We start from the raw sequence: 19,296 nt of genomic DNA on the forward strand, positions 1-19,296 counted from the left end.
GTCCAACCGTATTTCTTATAACCCGTTATACACAAATACAACCATTATATTATAACATAACACATACCGCTTTCAACTATATGGCGTGATTTACAAATAAGAAATTTCTTCAATATCTTTAATCATTGTGCACGCTTCATCAAGTTCTCTGTCGGTAAACTCATACATCATATGCAGCTCTTCTCTTTCAATCTCAATCCCATGCATTTCATAGCCGACTTTATGCAGGGCCGCCGCCCAAAGATCGGCAGACAGCAGTTTTGGCTGAAATGGATATAAAACATACAAATGTCTTCTCCACAGTTCTTCTACCGCAGCATACAGGGTCGGATTTTCATTCCCAAGCGTTTCATCCAGCACACGGAGAACGCGGTGCAAAATCGGGGAGGCGTCAGGCGGGACAGTCTCGCTCGGCTCGATTGTCATGGAGTCGCCGAATTTTGTAATGTGGACCGGTTTGCTGTAGTCGTGTTCCGCCATTAACATCACGATCATCGTCTTGATAATCGGGTGAGCAGCGGGATCTTCAAGAATTGTTTTTAACAGCCCCGTATACTTCGCTACATTGCGGTCTTTCAATGAATGGATTAAATTCATTTGTTCCTCTGGGCTGGCTAACACTTTCTCCGTGTCAATCACATCTTCATACTCTTCGGCCCAAGCCTCGTCTTCTCGCTCTGGGTCGGTCATTTTGCGGCTGAAATCAAGCAGTTTATAAAATTGCTCGGCGCTTTCCGCGGGCAGCTGATTTTCCTCCAGGACGGCCTCAATCGTGCTTTTGACTTCTTCGTATTTCTTAAGCTGAATTAAGATCGTCATGTATACTTGTAAAACTGTAAAATACTGGCCGTATCCTTCTTTCAGCATCTTTTCGCATACACGTTTTGCCTCTTCCAATTCGCCCAGCTCCAAAAAGCAAATGGCCATGCCCAAGTGAAGATCTGATTCAGTATCATCATATTTCATTGCTTCTGAAAACAGTTCCAGCGCCTCTTGATACTTTTTCTCCTTCAGCGAGGACATTCCTTTTTCCACCAGACGGTCTTTCAAATGAGGAAAAGGAATAATTTTTGCGTTTTTCTTGTCATGCGTCATACCTATATTCCTTTCAGGCATTTATTTTGTTCAAGTGTATCAACACCCGTACACAAAAACAAGAAAGGAAAGGTTCTGCCAGGCAAAAAAAGCTGCCGGACAAATTGCCGGGCAGCTTTTTTTAAGCTTGAAGCCAAGAGCTTCTCTGCGACTCAAATTGCTTAATTTCATCTTCAAGTAAAAGCGTTAATGAAATTTCATCATAGCCGTTGATCAGCATTTCTTTCCAATGCGGATCGACTTCGAATGAGATCTGATTGCTTTCGCTGTCGTGAATAAGCTGATTTTCAAGATCGACTGTCATTTGCAGTGACTGATTTTCGTATTGTCCGACAAGCTTTTTCCAATTGTCATACGGCATGCGAATCGGCAGCATACCGTTTTTAAAGCAGTTTTGGTGGAAAATATCAGCAAATGACGGTGCGATAATGATTTTAAAGCCGTAGTCATCAAGCGCCCACGGAGCGTGTTCACGCGATGACCCGCAGCCGAAGTTTTCTCCCGCTATTAAAATGGACGCCCCTTCATAAGCCGGCTGGTTTAATTCAAATTCCGGGTTTGGTTCGCCATTCGCATCGTATCTCCAGTCAAAGAATGCAAAACGGCCGTAGCCCGTTCTTTCAATTCTCTTTAGAAATTGTTTCGGAATGATCTGGTCTGTATCGACATTAATACGATTTAATACGGCCGCTTTCCCCGTATGTGTTTTCAAAGGTTCCATCTCGTGCACTCCTTACACAACTGTTTTTTCCTGATAAAACTTTCTGACATCCACGAAATGGCCGTGAATGGCGGCCATCGCAGCCATCGCAGGGCTGACGAGATGTGTTTTCGCGCCTTTTCCTTGTCTGCCCTCAAAGTTGCGGTTAGAGGTTGACGCACAGCGCTCTCCTTCAGGAACAACGTCATTATTCATGCTCAAACACATGCTGCAGCCTGATTCTCTCCACTCAAATCCAGCGTCTAAGAAGATCTGATGAAGCCCTTCCTTTTCAGCCTGAAGTTTTACGCTCTGAGATCCAGGCACGACGATTGCTCTAACACTTTCAGCCACCTTTTTTCCTTTGATCATATCGGCAGCCTGGCGGAGGTCAGTCATGCGTGAATTTGTACAGGAACCGATAAATACGTGCTCCACTTTGATGTCTTCAATTTTCTGATGAGGAGTCAGCCCCATATATTCATAAGCGCGAATCGCTTCTTTTTTGTCATCTTCCGCTGAAAAGCTTTCCGGCGCCGGAACTTCAGAATCGATAGGAAGAACCATTCCCGGGTTGATACCCCATGTCACCATAGGAGAAATTTCATTGCCGTCAAGCACAATTGATTTATCGTAAACAGCGCCTGGATCAGTGCGAAGTGCTTTCCATTCTGCTACGGCTTTATCAAATTCTTCTCCTTTTGGCGTATACTTGCGGTTTTTGCAATATTCAAATGTCACTTCGTCAGGCGCAATCAAACCTGCTCTTGCTCCGGCTTCAATTGACATGTTGCAAACGGTCATCCGCTCATCCATCGTCATGTTTCTGAATACTTCCCCAGTGTATTCAATAACGTAACCGGTGCCGAATTTCACGCCGTATTTACCGATAACAGCAAGAATGACATCCTTTGCCGTTACCCCTTTTTGCAGTGTCCCGTCTACACGCACCTCAAGCGTTTTCGGACGCTGCTGCCAGAGTGTCTGTGTAGAAAGAACATGCTCAACCTCACTCGTTCCGATTCCAAATGCCAGGGCGCCGAATGCACCGTGAGTGGAAGTATGGCTGTCGCCGCATACGATCGTTTTTCCCGGAAGCGTTAAGCCAAGCTCGGGCCCGACTACATGGACAATCCCCTGATCTACGCTGTGAAGATCGGCAAGGCGTACGCCAAACTCTTCGCAGTTCCGCTCAAGCGCTGTCACTTGGCGTTTCGCAACTTCGTCCGTTATCTCAAAGCGATTGACGGTTGGAATGTTGTGATCCATCGTTGCGAATGTATTTTGCGGTCTTCTGACCTTTCTTCCCTTTTGTCTCAACCCTTCAAATGCCTGAGGGGATGTCACTTCATGGATGAGATGCAAATCAATATAGAGAAGATCCGGTTTTCCCTCACCATGTTTTACAATATGCTGATCCCAAATCTTTTCGATGATCGTTCGAGGCATCATCTTTATTTCCTCCCTCTACCTATGAACTAAGACCGCTTACACCATAAGCTGTCACACGTTAGAAATTGTATTTTCACTCATCAATGCCGTCTTTACTTCCTCTGTAATGGCCTGAGTGCTGCTGTATTCTTCGCCTCTTGCCAAGTCTCTTGTTCTTTTTCCGGAAGTAAGAACCTGATTGACTGCATCTTCTACAGCTTTCGCTTCTTCTTCAAGCCCGAAAGATGTTCTCAAAAGCATTGCCGCTGATAATATAGCCGCGAATGGATTTGCCATCCCTTTCCCTGCTATGTCAGGTGCTGAGCCGTGTACAGGCTCGAACAGATGGAGTCCTGAGCTTGATAAGCTGGCTGACGGAAGCATTCCGAGAGAACCTGTTAGCATGGACGCTTCGTCGCTTAAAATGTCACCAAACATATTTTCAGTCACCACGACATCAAATTGATTCGGTGCATAAATCAGCTGCATAGCCGCGTTATCAACGAGCATATGCTCAAGTTTCACATCAGGATAGTCTTTTGCGACGTCTTCAGCCACTTCCCGCCACAGCCTGCTTGATTCAAGAACGTTCGCTTTATCAACAGAGGTAACCTTGCCTTTTCTGGCAGCCGCCATTTTAAAGCCCTCTCTGATCACGCGTTCAATTTCTTCCCTCTTATAAAACAGTGTGTCTACCGCTTCTTGCTCACCTTCACTGTTTACATAGCGTTTGCTCGGCTGGCCGAAATACAAACCGCCTGTCAGTTCACGAACGATAACGAAATCAACGTTATCAATATATTCTTTTTTCAAAGGCGAAGCGTCAGAAAGGCTTTCAAACACTTTCACAGGCCGTAAATTCGCAAACAGGTCAAGCTGTTTTCTAATGCTGAGCAGACCTTTTTCGGGTCTCAGCTCCGAAGGGTTTTGATCCCATTTCGGGCCGCCGACAGCACCAAGCAAAATAGCATCAGCCTTTTTACAAATCGCAATGGTTTCCTCTGGGAGAGGGTCGTTGTGTTCGTCAATTGCCGCTCCTCCAATAAGGCCGTATTCAAATTCAAATTCATGGCTGAAGCGTTCGGCAACACTTTTCAGCACGTCTGTCGCTGATTCTAATACTTCGGGGCCGATCCCGTCTCCGGGCAATAGAGCAATCCGTTTCTTCAAATTAACCGTTCTCCTTTCTTTTATGATCCGACAGCTGTATGGTTTTGCAGTCCGTTCATATTAGACTGGAAAACCAATTGACGGTTGACTGCGTTCAGATAGGCTTTCGCCGAAGCTTCTAATACGTCTTGCGCTATGCCCCGCCCTGCTGATTCTTTTCCGTTTACTACTACTCTTACATAAACCTGGGCAAATGCGTCTTCGCCTTTTCTATTGGACTGAATGCGGTAGTCTAAGAGCTCCACATCTTTATCAATACAGCGTTCAAGGGTATTGTATATCGCTTCCACGCTTCCGGCTCCTGTTGCCGCTTCCTGAATAAGCTGGGCGTTTTCTTGATTTTTCAAAGAAACCGTAGCCGTAGGGACCTGAGATGTTCCATAATGGACTTGCAGAGAAAGAAATTCATACCCAATCTTGCGGTCTGTTACTTTTTCTTCTAAAATAAGAGAGACAAGATCCTCATCAGTGATTTCTTTTTTCTTCTCAGTTAACTCTTTAAACATCGTAAAGAACTTATTAATCTCTTCACTATCAAATTGGAATCCCAATGCAGTCAGCCGGTCTTTAAATGCATGGCGTCCTGAATGCTTGCCTAGGACAAGCGCATCTGCCGTTACACCGACAAGCTCTGGTGAAATAATTTCATATGTTGATTTTTCCTTTAAGAAGCCGTCCTGGTGGATGCCTGATTCATGAGCAAATGCGTTGTCGCCCACTACCGCTTTATTTCGCGGAACAGCCATACCTGTGAACTTGCTTACTAAATCACTAGTGCGTTTTATTTCATTTAGCGTAATGCCTGTTTCGACTTGATAGAAATCTTTTCTGATATGAAGGGCAACTGCAATTTCCTCTAATGCAGCATTTCCGGCTCTTTCACCTATTCCGTTAATCGCACATTCAATTTGATCAGCGCCATTTTCGATCGCTGAGAGAGAATTGGCGACCGCCATTCCCAAATCATCGTGGCAATGGGCTGACAGCTTCGCTTGATGAATGTTTGGAACGTTCTCTTTCATATATTTAAAGATATTCCCGTATTCTGCCGGAGCCAAATAGCCGACTGTATCCGGAAGGTTGATAACACTAGCCCCTGCGTCAATCACTTTTTCTACGATTTCCGCTAAAAACGGCAGTTCAGTTCGGCAGGCATCTTCAGCAGACCATTGAACAATCGGGAAACGCTCTTTTGCGTATTTCACCATTTCAACGGCTCTTTCGATGACCTGTTCACGCGTCATTTTCAGCTTGTGTTTTAAATGAATGTCCGATGTGGCAATGAATACGTGAATTCTTGGCTGAGCACCGTCTTTTAACGCTTCCCAGGCCGCATCAATATCACCTTTTACACAGCGGGCAAGACCTGTCACAGAACAATTTTTTATGGTTCTTGCGATTTCCTGCACAGCTAAAAAGTCACCTCGGGACGAAGCGGGAAATCCCGCTTCAATGATATCTGCCCCGAGTCTTTCGAGCTGCTTTGCTATGGCAAGTTTCTCCTGTGTATTTAAGTTTACTCCAGGGGATTGTTCACCATCACGAAGCGTCGTATCGAAAAAATTAATTTTGCGCAACGGAGACCACCGCTTCCTTCTTCTTGCCTTGTTTGACAAACGGCATCATTTCACGAAGCTTTCTTCCCACCACTTCGATTTGATGTTCGTTTTCGCTCGTATTGATTGCGTTGAAACGAGGACGGTTTACTTGGTTTTCTACGATCCATTCTTTTGCAAATGTTCCGTCTTGGATGTCTTTTAAGACTTCTTTCATTGATTCTTTTACTTTTGCGTCTACAACACGCGGCCCGGATACGAAATCTCCCCATTGAGCAGTATCAGAAATAGAGTATCTCATGCCTTCCAAGCCTTCTTCATACATAAGGTCAACGATCAATTTCAGCTCATGAAGACATTCAAAGTATGCAAGTTCCGGCTGATAACCAGCTTCAGTTAATGTTTCAAATCCAGCTTTTACAAGGGAAGTTAATCCTCCGCAAAGTACAGCTTGCTCACCGAACAGATCCGTTTCTGTTTCTTCTTTAAATGTCGTTTCCAAAACGCCTGCTCTTGCTCCGCCGATTCCTTTTGCGTATGCCAAAGCTTTATCTTTCGCTTCACCTGTCACATCTTGATAGATCGCGAACAAGGCCGGTACGCCTGCTCCTTGCTCATATGTTCTTCTAACCAAATGTCCAGGACCTTTAGGCGCTACCAAAAATACGTCAACATCTGCCGGTGGAACAATTTGGTGGAAATGAACGTTAAATCCGTGAGCGAAGACCAATGATTTGCCTGCAGTCAGCTCATCTTTGATTTCAGCTTCATATACTTTTTGCTGCTGTTCATCCGGAAGAAGAACCATAATGATCTCAGCTTGAGCCGCAGCTTCTTTTACTGAAAATACTCGATGTCCGTCTTCTTGCGCCTGAGTGAAAGATTTTCCTTGTCTGACACCGACAATCACGTCAATTCCGCTTTCTTTCAGGTTCAGCGCGTGTGCATGCCCTTGTGAGCCATAACCGATAATCGCTACTGTTTTTCCAGCCAATACGTTCTCTTTGATATCACCGTTATAATATACTTTTACCATTTCAATCTCTCCCTTGTTTTGTTTTATACAATAGATATTGTTTTATTGGATGACGACTTTTGCTGAGTGCCCCTCGCAAAAGCCGTTGTACCTGTTCTCGCAATTTCTTTGATTCCATACGGTTTTAGTAATTCAATCAGCGCTTCAATTTTGTTAGATTCGCCAGTCACCTGTACAACGATGCTGTCTCTACTGACATCAACGACAGAAGCTCTGAACGGCTCTATCATTCCGTGAATCTCTGTCCTCGTTGACGGTGCGGAAACGACCTTGATTAAGGCCAGCTCCCTTTGGACAATTGATTGATTTGTGATGTCAGTGACTTTCAGTACATCAATTTGTTTGTTAAGCTGTTTTGTCAGCTGTTCAACATCATTTTCTCCTTCAACGTGAACGACAAAGGTAATTCTGGAAACACCGCTTGTTTCTGTGTGTCCAACTGTAATGCTTTCAATGTTGTAGTGTCTTTTTGTAAATAGACCGGTGATCCGGTTTAACACGCCGGAGCGGTTCACCACAGTCAATGTGATAATTCTTTTCAAGGTTTCACCCCCACCATTTCATGCAGCCCTTTCCCCGGAGCCACCATCGGGAATACTTTTTCTTCGCTGGCGACCCGAACGTCAATGACAACCGGTTCTTTTGATGTCAATGCCTCTTCCAGCTTTTCCTTCGCTTCTGCATCAGAGGAGATTCTGATGCCTTTAATGCCGTATGCTTCTGACAATTTGACAAAGTCCGGCTGTGAAGCGAATTTAGACTCTGAATAACGCTCTTCATAGAAAATCTCCTGCCACTGTCTTACCATTCCGAGACAAGCGTTATTTAAGATCACAACTTTAACCGGCAGATTCAATTCGCGAATAACATCAAGTTCCTGTAGCGTCATTTGAAAACCGCCGTCTCCAAGCACCGCCACCACGGTTGCATCTTTATCGGCCAGCTGTGCGCCGATCGCTGCCGGAAGGCCGAAACCCATTGTTCCAAGACCGCCTGATGTCACCCATTTATCTGCCTTTTGAAACGGATAAAATTGCGCTGACCACATTTGATGCTGGCCGACATCCGTTGCGACAATGGCTTCCCCTTTTGTAAATTGATGAATGTATTCAATCAGTTTTTGAGGTTTAAAGCCTTCTTCTTCATTGTCTACATACCAGAGCGGATACTCTTCTTTCCACTCGGCAAGCTGTTTTTTCCATTCGCTTGAATCGCCTTGTTTGCCGTTTTGTTTGATCAGCTCTTGCAGGACAACTTTGCTGTCGCCGACAACCGGAATCTGTGTTTTCATGATTTTTCCGATTTCAGCCGGATCAATATCAATGTGGGCAATCTTTGCGTTTCTCGCAAAATGTTTCAGGTTTCCTGTGACGCGGTCATCAAAACGGGCGCCGATACTGATTAAAAGATCACAGTCATGAAGGGCCATGTTCGCTGTATAAGTGCCGTGCATACCCGCCATCCCCAAGAAAAGCGGATGGTCTGCCGGGAAACCCCCAAGTCCTAAAAGCGTGTGCACAACTGGAATTTGCTGCTGCTCGGCATAATTTTTTAATTCTTCTGACGCTTTTCCGTGCAATACGCCCGCACCCGCTAGGATAACCGGTTTCTTTGCGCTGCTTACGGCTTCCACAAGCTTGCGGATCTGCAAATAATTCGGCTCCGTTGTCGGCTGATATCCCGGGAGATTCATCTCGTGATCATAACTGAATTCTCCTTCAATTGTTGCAACATCTTTCGGAATATCGATTAGTACAGGTCCCGGTCTTCCCGTTGTCGCAATATGGAATGCTTCTTTAATGATGCGCGGCAGATCTTCCGGCTGGCGGACCTGATAGCTGTGTTTTGTAACCGGCATTGTAATTCCCAAAATGTCCGCTTCCTGAAAAGCATCGCTGCCGATAACGGAGGTTGCCACCTGCCCTGTAAAGACGACTAAAGGCAGTGAATCAATCATGGCATCCGCAAGTCCAGTAACAAGGTTTGTCGCTCCCGGGCCTGATGTCGCAATAACGACCCCTGGTTTTCCAGAAACTCTCGCGTATCCTTCTGCTGCATGAATGGCGCCTTGCTCGTGCCGGGGAAGGATATGTACCATTCCCGAATTGTACAGCTTATCGTAGATCGGAAGTACAGCTCCGCCCGGATAGCCGAATATCATTTCTACTTTTTCTTTCTTTAATGATTCAATCAGCATTAACGCTCCGCTCATCGTCTGTGTACATTTGGCAGATGCTGAATCCACCTGTACATTAGTCCCCATTTTTAGTTCCTCCTTTTGGATTTTCATCCTCTAAAGATCATCATTTATTAGCTTTATAGCTGATTATTCAATAAAAAAAGCCCTTCCGCCCACAATCAGCCGCGCATTGAATGCGATAGCCAAAAGGGGCGAAAAGGCTCTTCTTTCCGCGGTACCACCCTTGTTTACGGCCTTTCATGCGGCCGTCTCATGGATATTCCTATCCGTTTTAATAACGAGTAAACATCATCGTTCACCCGGCCAAGTCCTACTGTGATTTCAGACTGGCACTCTGAGGCGAGTTCACCTTGTAAAGCTTCGCCGGTTCTCAGCTAATCCGGTTCTCTGTGGAAAGCTTTTTCAAGGCTACTTATCCTCATCTGCGCTTTTCATATTCAGTCTCTTGAACATCTATTCTGCCGTCCAAGAAGATCGTTTGTTTTTTATTTTTCAGAATCATATTGCAATCATTTGTGCTTGTGAAACTTGCGTTTATCTTTTGTTGAACTCATATTACGCCGCTTTGGACGCAGTGTCAACAGCATTTTTTAAAATTATTAGACAATTTAGATTAATCAAACTATACTGTATACGCTTTCATTATTGGTATATAAGGAATTTCAAAAGATAAAAGTTTTTGTAATTTTTTTATTAATCTATCAAGTTTACACTCGAATTTTTCAATTTCATATAAATATGTCACATAATATGACGTGTTATTGTTTCGATGAAACGTCTATATGAAAGATCTTCTCGCAAAAAAACGATTTCAGTTCGGATAGGCTCTTTCATTATTTTTCGTCATACACTGGTGTTATCTTGCAAAGAAAAGGTGATACGATGAATAAATCATTTGCAGACATCCAAGGATTTCCCGGGGGTTTTCCAAACTTTCCCCAGCCATTTTATCCGGCAGCTCCCAGCTTTTATCAGCAAGGCCATCAGCCATTTGGAGGCTTTGGATACGGACAGCCGTACAGCCAGGCATACAGCCCGCTAAGCACCCCCTCTGCTATGTACTCCTCATTTCCATATGCTTCAGGATTTTACGGGCAGCAATTTTCAGGTGCCGGCTATAGCGGCCATGGCGGCGGTTTCAGTATTCCCGCAACGCACGCCGGAGGATTCGGCGGAGCATCTGGAGTACACGGAGGATTTCGATATTAAAATATCATGAGGTGCCGAACATCTATGTTCGGCACTTGTTAATTTATTCATCTTTAATAAAGTTAATAGACTGTGAGGTTTCCTATCTTACTATTTGGAAGCAAAAAGGATATATTTTAAGATAAATGATAAGTATGTTCAGAGTTACGGTTTTTGAGGAGGAATTCATTTTGCATATTAAAGTAGATGATTTGACCGGACATCAAGTGATCGAATTAGTGAGTGAGCATTTACATAGCATGACTCTCATGTCTCCGGCTGAAAGTATTCATGCCCTGGACATAGAAAGGCTGAAAAAACCTGAGATTACATTTTGGAGCGCTTGGGACGACAATGAATTAGCCGGCTGCGGAGCACTTAAGGAACTGGACAGCCGGCATGGAGAAATTAAGTCGATGCGAACCTCTTCTTCCCATTTAAGAAAGGGCGTTGCCAGCAAGGTTCTTCAGCACCTTATAGTAGAAGCCAAGCGGCGCGGCTATCAGCGATTGAGTTTGGAAACGGGGTCAATGACTTCTTTCGAGCCGGCAAGAAAACTTTATGAAAGCTTCGGTTTTCGGTATTGCCAGCCGTTTGCAGACTATATAGAAGATCCGAACAGCGTGTTTATGACAAAGGAATTGTGAAATATAAAGGATAGATAAGTGCGGGATTATGTTTCTGTCTTATCTATCTTTTTTTGTGGTTACAATTCACCTTCTGCTATCTAGGCAGCATTTTACATTAGCAATCTGCTACGTTTTTTCCTTCTGCAGACAACTTTCTCGATTGCTTATCACACAAAAAAACCATCCAGCATTGTACTGGATGATTGAATTATTATTTATATTTATTCACTTCATACATCAAAATATTTTTAAACACAACATAATCCTTTTTACTTTCAAAAGGCCCTTTGTTGTTGTCATGCTCATCAATTTCATAAAAGCCCGGTCCCTCTCCAGCATCACGCTGCTTATACCATTTGAGGAAACCGTTCACTTCTTTCATGGACAGCTGGTACTCTTTTTGCAAACCGTTTACCATGGTGACAACAAGGAGGGCGTCTCCGTCTTCTGCTGAATTATCCTCAGAAGGTGTTGTTGTTGATCCTTCATCCTTATCTCTCGGAGTTTCCTCTGAATCGGATGGTATGTTTAAATCTTTTAACGAAATAGATATAACTGATTTAATGTTAGAATTTGCATTATCACCAAAACTCCCACCAAAACTGGAGTTTTCTTCTCTTCCACCAATTACGTAAAGCGTATCATCAATAATGGCAGAAGAATGCGCCATTCTGTATAATGCTTTCGGATTTGTCACTGCTGTAACTGATTGACTTTTAGGATCGTACACTCTAATTCGGCTTACACCTCCAGTCATCAGAATTTTTCCTTTATAAGCAAGCGCAGAATAATATCCTGCTTTGAATCCTTTACCATTTTCTGCCCATGTGTCTTTTTCTGGATCATAAACATAAACGATTTGGGGAATGTAATGCGTGCCGCCAAGGATATATAGTTTATTATCAATTACTGCTGTAGAACCCCCAGTTACTACTTCATAATTTAACTTCTGTTTCTTATCCCATTTTTTGGTTTCGAGATCATAACTGTAAGTCGTTGCATAGCGAGAATTCTCATAGGCTACAACATATATTTTCTTTCCAATAGCTTCTGCATAAATCCTATAAGGTGAAACCTTATTTTCAAAGGGGAGATCATCCGATTTTTCCCACGTATCTTTTTTTGGATCATATACTTCTACTGTCTTGACAACTCCATCGTTTGACCTTCCACCCATGACATAAATTTTACCGTCAACTGTAACAGTCGCAGCTCCTCCCCTCTCCGTGGGCATGTCTGCTTTTTTTGTCCATTCATTTGTTTTAGGATCGTAGACAAACGTTTGATTTCCATAAGTACCTGATTTTACTGTTCCGCCACCTATCACATATATCTTTCCATCTACTACACCGCTGCTTGCGCCGACACGCGGCTCAGGCAAATCTGCTCTTTCTTTCCATTCAACTGTTTCCGCGCTAACTGTTTGGAGCGATTGAAACAGCGTAATCACGAATAAGAAACAAACAACGAACCATTTTTTCAAAAGAAAACACTCCTTTATTTAATTGTTTCACATAACAAATATCGGCAAGACTACGAATTTTTTCATATCTTTTCCTGTATATTCATTTTTCAGGAAATTATAATCCGAGTTTACTCTAAAAAACTCGGATGTTTTCAATCTTGTTTATTTTAAAGAGCAGCGGGAATTACAAACGACATGAACGATATAATGCAAATTCATAAAGGAGGAGATTAATATGACAAAAAGTGTAGTTGGTGTATACGAAACTCCACAAGAAACCATTGCAGTGATTGAAGGCTTACTAACAAAGGGGTATGATTCTGACGATATTTCTGTTGTCACAAATCGCCGGGATACCGATTATCTCGAATCTCGTACAGGGACAGAAGTAAATCAAGCCCTTGAAGCAAATGATAGTGATTCTGAATCCTTTTTCGATAAACTGAAAGATTATTTCACAATGGATGATACAGGCGCACACAGCAAAGCATTATCAGATCTGGATATCTCAAATGACGAAATAGACAAGTACCAAGAGGACCTGGATGACGGAAAGCTTCTCGTAGCCGTTGATACAGACGCAGACTTAGATACGCCTATTGATAACGGCAATGCCCTTTCAGGCGGCTTTGCAAATGCAAATGAGACAGTGGATTATACAACAAAAGAAGAAAAGACCCTGCCGCTTCGAGAAGAACAGCTGAAAGTGGATAAAGAAGATATCCAAACCGGAGAAGTGGAAATCGGAAAAGAAGTCAAAACAGAACAAAGAGATATCGACATTCCGGTAAGACATGATGAAATTTACGTTGAACGCCGTCCGGTGGATGAAAACACGGCAGACGCTTCTCCCGTAAATGACTCAGAAACGGTCAGAGTTCCTATCGTTGAGGAAAAGCTCGAAGTGACAAAAAAACCAGTTGTTACGGATGAAGTGGTTGTCGGAAAACGGACTGTCGAAGAAAACGAACATATTTCCGAAACTGTGAAAAAAGAAGAACCGCGACTGAATAAAGAAGGAAATGTCCGCGATCTGGATGATGATACGTTAAATAACAAATAAAAATCATCATAAACAAAAACCTCAAATCCTTTAAGATTTGAGGTTTTTTCTTGGTACGTCCCAGGAGAGATTCGAACTCCCGACCGACGGCTTAGAAGGCCGTTGCTCTATCCAGCTGAGCTACTGGGACACGTTTTGTTTTTTTGTTTTCGCTTTAACTATCAGCGACAAGATTTATTATATATGGGTTGCAATGATAAGTCAACGGTTTTTTAGAATTTTTTTCATGAGGAAGAAAATTTTCTTCCTCATGTGATATTTCATAGGGTTACCCGGTGTTGCAAATCAATGATTTCATCGCCTGCTTGGTTATAAAAACGCACTGTTGCTGTATCATTTTCTAAAGACAGTATAGCATAGCTTTCTGTGCTGCGCACTCTTGGAAGGCGGATGCTGCCGGGATTAATCAGCAGTTTTCCGCGCAGCATTTCGCTTCCTGCGATGTGTGAATGCCCGAAGCAAATGATATCCGCTCCGAGCTCCTCTGCACGATAGTATACGTTTAATAAGGTCTGTTTAATACCATGAAGGTGTCCGTGCGTAACCAATATTTTTTTGGAACCGGCCGTCAGCAGGAGCTCGTCCTTAAAATCGCCGATAAAATCACAATTGCCTTTTACAACGGAATAAGGCTCTAACGCCGGATGGCCGGTTTCAAGCTCAGAGTCTCCGCAATGAATCATGAGATCAACATCCGCTTCATGACGTTTCGCGATGGTTTGGAGTTCTTCTTCAAGCCCATGGCTGTCACTGATAATCAGCACGTTCATATATACGCTCCCCCTTATGCCTCCAACAGCTTCGACAGCTTTTTAAGTGCGTCAGCCCTGTGGCTGATTTTATTTTTTTCATCACTTGTCAGCTCTGCCATTGTCTTATCTTTATCTTTGACGATAAAGATCGGGTCATAGCCAAAGCCGTATTCACCTTTCGGCTCCTCGGCAATATACCCTTCAACATGCCCCTCAACAGTTTTTGTTTCCTCTCCCGGAATACTCACGGCAAGCGCGCAGCGAAAACGGGCCGTACGCTGCTCTTTTTCGATGCCTTTCAGCTCACTCAGCACTTTATCGATATTCGCCTGGTCATCTTTCTGTTCCCCTGCATAACGTGCTGAATAGACGCCGGGACGGCCTCCTAAATTATCAACGGACAAGCCGGAGTCGTCTGCAATCACCATTTTGTTCACTGCTTTCGCCACCGCTTCCGCTTTTAGAATCGCATTTTCTTCAAACGTATGGCCTGTCTCTTCAATTTCATCTGTAAACCCGATTTCAGCTAATGATTTTACCTCGTACCCTTTCGGCTCAAGGATTTCTTTAAATTCCTTCACTTTTCCCGGATTGTGAGTTGCAATAATTGCTTCTTTCATGATGATCAAGCCTTTCTGTCATTATTTCAGTTCTGGAAGAGAATCGCCCAGTACTTCTTTTTGCTTGTCAATCAGTTCCTGAATGCCTTTTTCTGCAAGACCGAGAAGCCCATTCAGATCCTCACGTGAAAAGGTTGCCTCTTCCCCTGTTCCCTGAAGCTCCACAAAGCGGCCGCTGCCTGTCATGATGACATTCATATCAACTTCAGCAGCAGAATCTTCTTCATAATTTAAATCTAACAAAATTCCCTGCTCTTTATCAATTCCGACAGAGATCGCTGCCAGGTAATCAGTGAGCGGGTTTGTTTTAAGCGTTCCTGCTTTGAGAAGCTTGCCAACCGCAATCGCCATGGCAAGAAATGCTCCGGTAATGGAAGCCGTTCTTGTTCCTCCGTCCGCCTGAATGACATCACAGTCAATCCAAATCGTACGTTCGCCCAGTTTCTCTAAATCAACGACTGCCCGAAGCGCGCGGCCGATCAAACGCTGAATTTCCATTGTTCTGCCGGAAATTTTCCCTTTGGAAGATTCTCTGATTGTTCTTTGGTTTGTTGCCCGCGGCAGCATGCTGTACTCAGCTGTAATCCACCCTTTGCCTCCGCCCCGCAAAAACGGCGGTACGCGATCCTCTACAGATGCGTTGCAGATTACTTTTGTATTCCCCGCTGTTATTAGAACAGACCCTTCCGGATGGCTGATAAAGTCCAAATCAAATGTGATTGGACGCAGCTCATCATGTTGTCTTCCGTCATGTCTCATGTTTTACCTCCGATTGTATGTACATAAACCATTTTTGTCCCGGAATTGAATAAAGAAAGAGGCAGCCGGAACGCTAACCTCTTTCTTTCTAGTATATCAAAAATCCCAATTTAAAAACTACCTGTATTCACTTGAGATGGTCTGGATACCGCTTCTGAAAGTTTTTCGCCTTTTTCGTTCACAAGCTCGGCTTTTCCGTTCACTTTAACAGATACGCTTTTTACATCCGGCTGCTCTGTTAAAGTCAGCACAATGCTGTTGAGCACTTCTGAAGAAATCATTTTCGTTTTTTCATCGGCGCTTCCGAAAATCGATTGATTAAAATCTAACGTTACACGTCCATCTTTGATTTTCGGCTTACTGACCAGCTTCACATCTTCGCTGAAATCCGTCAACAGGCCGCTCGCCTTGCTCGGGCCCTCAGCCAGTTCATTAATAGCCGCTGTAATGTCGTCTGTTTTGGAATTGTCAATTCGTTTCGTTACCGGCACGTAATATTCACTGTCATCGTTTTCCGCTAAATAATAGACTGTCAGCGGATGTGTAGCTGTGAGATCATTGACGCCGGCAGTTTCCAAATTAATCCCGTCCTTACGGCTTAAATCGTCTGAGATCGGCGTGCCGCCTACAGGCATCTCCTTCAGTTCATGGCCGTTGATTCTCAGCTTCACTTTATCAATTGAACTGAATTGAGTCAGCGTCCACGTCACCGATTGGACGATTTTCTGTTCATCTTCCTTCTTATAGTTTTTAAATTCTTTCGAGAAGTCCGCTATAGCAGTGCCATCTTTTTTGATGTCTACGTTAACAGTTGTGTCAGCCGGCAAAACGGCTCTGAAGCCATTCGGCAGAATCTCTGACACAGGCCCGCCCTGCACAAGGTATTCAAGCGCCTGCTTAGCCGTTCCTTCACTTTTCGGAAGAGGCATCGTTTGCGCAACGACATAACCGTTTTTATCAATGAGATAAAGCTCCCTCATCACTGTAGAAGAGTCCTGATTCGCTTTTTCGGTATCACTTTTTTCATTTTTTGTTTTTTCGGCTGCTGTTGTATTTGAATCGGTCCCCGCTTCATCATTTACGTATGTAACGTCTTGAGGCGGATCGATTTCCTCAGCTGTCTTATCGGATTGAAATAAACCGCACCCGGATAAAAGCAAGGCAGAGGTGAGACAAGTGGCACCAATGACTGCAGGTCCTTTTTTCAGCATACTTTTCCCTCCTAAGGCTGTTTGTACTACTATGTATACGAGCCTCTGCGGGAAATAGACCGATGAATTCCATTAAAAACAGAAAAAACCCGCAACACGCCGTTGCGGGGCAAAACTATCTTCTAATTGGTTCTCGCAAAGAGATGCATTCTACGTGACCTACTTCATGGCCAAACCAGTCATCTGCTATTTTCGCAAACTGATCCCGTTCTCCTGTAGTCAGGAATTGATGATCTGGGGTAAACGGAGATTGATTCAGCAGTCCTTTATACGATAGAATCGTACTCACTTCCCGGGCTGTTTCATCGCCTGACGAAATAATATTCACATGCTCTCCCATATATCTTTGAATTGCGTCTTTTAAAATAGGATAATGGGTGCAGCCTAAAATCAGCGAGTCAATCGATGTATCTTTTAATGGAGATAATGATGTTTTGACAATCTCGTCTGCTGTTTTGTCCAGAAACTTTCCGCTTTCCACAAACGGCACAAGCAGCGGACAGGCAAGATTTTCGACCTTCAGTTCGGCATTTAATGCCAGAAGGGCTTCTTCATAAGCATTGCTCTTAATGGTGTTTTCTGTGCCGATTACACCGATATGCTGATTTTCTGTCACTTTTATCGCTGCCCGCGCACCAGGCTGGATCACCCCGACCACCGGAATATCAACGTCGCGCTGGATGTCTTCCAGTGCAATTGCTGTCGCGGTGTTGCAGGCGATCACCAGCATCTTAATGTGGTGGTTTTTCAACAAATAATTTGTCAGCTCCCGCGTGTATTGAAGCACTTCTTCTTCAGGACGCGGCCCGTACGGACACCGTTTTGTATCTCCTACGTAGATTATATTTTCTTTTGGTAGCTGTCTCATGATTTCCTTTGCAACGGTTAACCCGCCAACCCCGGAATCAATGACTCCTATTGGTTGTTCCAACAAAATCGCCTCATTTTCTCTTCATTTCATGCTGCAGTTTCATCAATGATTTTTCGAAGATGGCTATTTCTTCATCTGTAAACGTTTCGAACATATCACGCAGGTATTCCTGCCTTTTTGTAATGACCTCTTGGATAATGCGTTCTCCTTCAGGCAGAAGGTGTATCCTGACGACACGTCTGTCCGCCGGATCCTTTACCCGCTCGACAAGCTCATTTTTTTGCATACGGTCGATGAGATCCGTCGTCGTGCTGCATGCCAGATACATTTTCCCCGATAGTTCGCCGATTGTCATGTCTCCTAATTCATAAAGCCATTGCAGACCGACAAATTGCGGCGGCGTGATCGCGTATTGGTTTAGGATTTCTCTTCCTTTTTGTTTAATGATCGCGGCAATGTGGCGGAGCGACTTTTCAATGTCCGCAACATGCTCCAAAGGTTTTGATGTCATTTGTCCATCCCTCACTCAAGGATCTCTTACGCACAAAAGCGTTCCGTGTCTATTTTCCTTCTTTTTTAAAGAAAATGCAAGACTCGCGGGACGAGAAATAGAGGGACATTAGGCAAATGAAAGCAAATTGAAAATCTCGTTTTATATCGTATCATTAAAGTTTAATATAGGAATTTGGAACTTTTCAAACAAACAGCAATAACCGGCTCCCTCCTGAAAAGAAGGAATACCGGCAAGGATTAAAGCTCTAGCTCACCCATTCTAAGAAGCTCAACAACGGCTTGCGAACGCCCTTTCACACCTAATTTCTGCATGGCATTTGAAATATGGTTTCGAACGGTTTTCTCACTGATAAATAGCTCGCTTGCAATCTCCTTTGTTGTCTTATCTTGAACGAGCAATTCGAACACTTCTCTTTCTCTTTTCGTTAGCAGCGGCTTCGATTGAAATTCTTTCTCCTTCAAGTATTGTAACCCTCCTTGCTAAGGTGAGAGCGAATCTGAAACGAATGGGTTTTGATATAGTCAAGATATCATATGTCAGGAGGGCGCAGGAGGTGACGTTTACAGAAGAATTAGTTTATGGTGTATGGAGAAGCTTTTCTTTCTCCTCATTTGTCCAGCTGACAGCCTTTCCGCTTTCCTTTGACACTTGAACCATGACAACGGCTCCGGTGAAGCAAGGCTCCCCTACGCTATTTTCTCCGAGGTAATGCAAGGTGAGGGATGAACTGCCGACAGCGCTTGTTTTCACATAAATACGCAAGTCTTCATAAGGCATAACTTGGCGCAGATAATCACATTGCTGACTGGCGACGACTGTCATGGTTTGCTTATGTTGTTTCATCATATTCAGATTTTTAAAATAAGATATCCTCGCTTCTTCAAAATAGATGAAAGGGATTACATTATTCATATGCCCAAACATATCTGTTTCAGAAAATCGTACAGATACTTCATTAAAAAAAGAAAAGGATTCTTTCCATTTTTGAAACGGCATGTCAATGTAAGCAGGAAGCTTCATTTCACTCATCTCCTTA

20 protein-coding genes, 1 tRNA gene and 1 other annotated feature are annotated in these 19,296 nt (G+C 43.7%); of the genes, 3 read left to right on the forward strand and 18 right to left on the reverse strand.

Translation table 11 applies throughout. The features are described from left to right. Window positions 1–90: 90 nt before the first annotated feature. The 8 genes from ddcA to ilvB form a co-directional block, all read right to left on the reverse strand. A complete protein-coding gene (gene ddcA, locus NSS75_RS15205) occupies window positions 91–1,095 on the reverse strand; it encodes a DNA damage checkpoint antagonist DdcA (protein WP_024122379.1) in 1,005 nt (334 codons plus the stop codon). Between the two features lie 121 nt (window positions 1,096–1,216). Further along, entirely contained in the window at window positions 1,217–1,816 is a 600-nt protein-coding gene (leuD, locus tag NSS75_RS15210; RefSeq protein WP_101861315.1) for a 3-isopropylmalate dehydratase small subunit, read from the reverse strand. Window positions 1,817–1,828: 12 nt separating this feature from the next. After that, a complete protein-coding gene (gene leuC, locus NSS75_RS15215; protein WP_095714280.1) occupies window positions 1,829–3,247 on the reverse strand; it encodes a 3-isopropylmalate dehydratase large subunit in 1,419 nt (472 codons plus the stop codon). A 51-nt stretch (window positions 3,248–3,298) separates the two neighbouring features. Continuing rightward, complete coding sequence (leuB, locus tag NSS75_RS15220; RefSeq protein ID WP_024122382.1) at window positions 3,299–4,396, reverse strand: 3-isopropylmalate dehydrogenase; 1,098 nt, start codon at window positions 4,394–4,396, stop codon at window positions 3,299–3,301. A gap of 20 nt (window positions 4,397–4,416) precedes the next feature. Then, the gene (locus tag NSS75_RS15225; protein ID WP_024122383.1) at window positions 4,417–5,973 is read right to left on the reverse strand and encodes a 2-isopropylmalate synthase; all 1,557 of its coding nucleotides are present in this window, start codon (window positions 5,971–5,973) and stop codon (window positions 4,417–4,419) included. Beyond that, the gene (ilvC, locus tag NSS75_RS15230; protein WP_024122384.1) at window positions 5,960–6,988 is read right to left on the reverse strand and encodes a ketol-acid reductoisomerase; all 1,029 of its coding nucleotides are present in this window, start codon (window positions 6,986–6,988) and stop codon (window positions 5,960–5,962) included. The genes NSS75_RS15225 and ilvC overlap by 14 nt, the downstream gene beginning before the upstream one ends. 23 nt (window positions 6,989–7,011) lie before the next feature. Then, a complete protein-coding gene (gene ilvN / locus NSS75_RS15235) occupies window positions 7,012–7,530 on the reverse strand; it encodes an acetolactate synthase small subunit (RefSeq protein WP_024122385.1) in 519 nt (172 codons plus the stop codon). Continuing rightward, entirely contained in the window at window positions 7,527–9,251 is a 1,725-nt protein-coding gene (gene ilvB, locus NSS75_RS15240; protein WP_101861318.1) for an acetolactate synthase large subunit, read from the reverse strand. The genes ilvN and ilvB overlap by 4 nt, the downstream gene beginning before the upstream one ends. Before the next feature lie 121 nt (window positions 9,252–9,372). Then, window positions 9,373–9,622, reverse strand: a binding site (T-box leader). Window positions 9,623–10,070: 448 nt separating this feature from the next. Here ilvB and cotQ point away from each other — a divergent pair. Further along, window positions 10,071–10,397, forward strand: a complete 327-nt coding sequence (gene cotQ, locus NSS75_RS15245) for an inner spore coat protein CotQ (protein ID WP_024122387.1) — start codon at window positions 10,071–10,073, stop codon at window positions 10,395–10,397. Between the two features lie 170 nt (window positions 10,398–10,567). After that, window positions 10,568–11,023, forward strand: coding sequence for a GNAT family N-acetyltransferase (locus NSS75_RS15250; protein ID WP_339233668.1), 456 nt, complete (start codon window positions 10,568–10,570; stop codon window positions 11,021–11,023). Window positions 11,024–11,216: 193 nt separating this feature from the next. Here NSS75_RS15250 and NSS75_RS15255 read toward each other — a convergent pair whose 3' ends face one another. Then, window positions 11,217–12,488 (reverse strand): DUF1668 domain-containing protein, encoded by a 1,272-nt coding sequence (locus tag NSS75_RS15255; RefSeq protein WP_284559466.1) that lies wholly within the window; start codon window positions 12,486–12,488, stop codon window positions 11,217–11,219. Between the two features lie 217 nt (window positions 12,489–12,705). Here NSS75_RS15255 and NSS75_RS15260 point away from each other — a divergent pair, with 217 nt between their 5' ends. Then, a complete protein-coding gene (locus NSS75_RS15260; protein ID WP_213417802.1) occupies window positions 12,706–13,533 on the forward strand; it encodes a YsnF/AvaK domain-containing protein in 828 nt (275 codons plus the stop codon). Between the two features lie 56 nt (window positions 13,534–13,589). Here NSS75_RS15260 and NSS75_RS15265 read toward each other — a convergent pair. The 9 genes from NSS75_RS15265 to NSS75_RS15305 all read right to left on the reverse strand — a co-directional run bounded on the left by NSS75_RS15265 (window position 13,590) and on the right by NSS75_RS15305 (window position 19,280). Continuing rightward, window positions 13,590–13,663, reverse strand: a tRNA-Arg gene (locus tag NSS75_RS15265). Between the two features lie 130 nt (window positions 13,664–13,793). Then, window positions 13,794–14,303 (reverse strand): YfcE family phosphodiesterase, encoded by a 510-nt coding sequence (locus NSS75_RS15270; RefSeq protein ID WP_024122391.1) that lies wholly within the window; start codon window positions 14,301–14,303, stop codon window positions 13,794–13,796. Between the two features lie 14 nt (window positions 14,304–14,317). Beyond that, complete coding sequence (locus tag NSS75_RS15275; RefSeq protein ID WP_101861323.1) at window positions 14,318–14,914, reverse strand: XTP/dITP diphosphatase; 597 nt, start codon at window positions 14,912–14,914, stop codon at window positions 14,318–14,320. A gap of 12 nt (window positions 14,915–14,926) precedes the next feature. Next, complete coding sequence (gene rph / locus NSS75_RS15280) at window positions 14,927–15,664, reverse strand: ribonuclease PH (protein WP_216394368.1); 738 nt, start codon at window positions 15,662–15,664, stop codon at window positions 14,927–14,929. 110 nt (window positions 15,665–15,774) lie between these two features. Next, window positions 15,775–16,875 carry a spore germination protein GerM gene (gerM, locus tag NSS75_RS15285; protein ID WP_029441379.1) on the reverse strand — a complete coding sequence of 367 codons (1,101 nt, stop codon included), beginning with the start codon at window positions 16,873–16,875 and terminating at the stop codon, window positions 15,775–15,777. Between the two features lie 115 nt (window positions 16,876–16,990). After that, window positions 16,991–17,809, reverse strand: a complete 819-nt coding sequence (racE, locus tag NSS75_RS15290) for a glutamate racemase (RefSeq protein WP_081638350.1) — start codon at window positions 17,807–17,809, stop codon at window positions 16,991–16,993. A 7-nt stretch (window positions 17,810–17,816) separates the two neighbouring features. After that, window positions 17,817–18,257, reverse strand: a complete 441-nt coding sequence (locus tag NSS75_RS15295; RefSeq protein WP_003222521.1) for a MarR family transcriptional regulator — start codon at window positions 18,255–18,257, stop codon at window positions 17,817–17,819. A 239-nt stretch (window positions 18,258–18,496) separates the two neighbouring features. Continuing rightward, entirely contained in the window at window positions 18,497–18,721 is a 225-nt protein-coding gene (gene gerE, locus NSS75_RS15300) for a spore germination transcription factor GerE (RefSeq protein WP_003184172.1), read from the reverse strand. Between the two features lie 115 nt (window positions 18,722–18,836). Beyond that, window positions 18,837–19,280, reverse strand: a complete 444-nt coding sequence (locus NSS75_RS15305) for a thioesterase family protein (protein WP_103671725.1) — start codon at window positions 19,278–19,280, stop codon at window positions 18,837–18,839. Between the last annotated feature and the right edge of the window lie 16 nt (window positions 19,281–19,296).

It is taken from the genome of Bacillus sp. FSL K6-1012 (genome assembly GCF_037964915.1).
GTDB classification, from domain to species: domain Bacteria; phylum Bacillota; class Bacilli; order Bacillales; family Bacillaceae; genus Bacillus; species Bacillus halotolerans.

Coding starts and splice junctions, on each gene's coding strand:
- ddcA (WP_024122379.1), bottom strand. CDS start 1,095: ATGACGCATGACAAGAAAAACGCAAAAATTATTCCTTTTCCTCATTTG.
- leuD (WP_101861315.1), bottom strand. CDS start 1,816: ATGGAACCTTTGAAAACACATACGGGGAAAGCGGCCGTATTAAATCGT.
- leuC (WP_095714280.1), bottom strand. CDS start 3,247: ATGATGCCTCGAACGATCATCGAAAAGATTTGGGATCAGCATATTGTA.
- ilvC (WP_024122384.1), bottom strand. CDS start 6,988: ATGGTAAAAGTATATTATAACGGTGATATCAAAGAGAACGTATTGGCT.
- ilvB (WP_101861318.1), bottom strand. CDS start 9,251: ATGGGGACTAATGTACAGGTGGATTCAGCATCTGCCAAATGTACACAG.
- cotQ (WP_024122387.1), top strand. CDS start 10,071: ATGAATAAATCATTTGCAGACATCCAAGGATTTCCCGGGGGTTTTCCA.
- NSS75_RS15260 (WP_213417802.1), top strand. CDS start 12,706: ATGACAAAAAGTGTAGTTGGTGTATACGAAACTCCACAAGAAACCATT.
- NSS75_RS15270 (WP_024122391.1), bottom strand. CDS start 14,303: ATGAACGTGCTGATTATCAGTGACAGCCATGGGCTTGAAGAAGAACTC.
- rph (WP_216394368.1), bottom strand. CDS start 15,664: ATGAGACATGACGGAAGACAACATGATGAGCTGCGTCCAATCACATTT.
- gerM (WP_029441379.1), bottom strand. CDS start 16,875: ATGCTGAAAAAAGGACCTGCAGTCATTGGTGCCACTTGTCTCACCTCT.
- NSS75_RS15295 (WP_003222521.1), bottom strand. CDS start 18,257: ATGACATCAAAACCTTTGGAGCATGTTGCGGACATTGAAAAGTCGCTC.
- NSS75_RS15305 (WP_103671725.1), bottom strand. CDS start 19,280: ATGAAGCTTCCTGCTTACATTGACATGCCGTTTCAAAAATGGAAAGAA.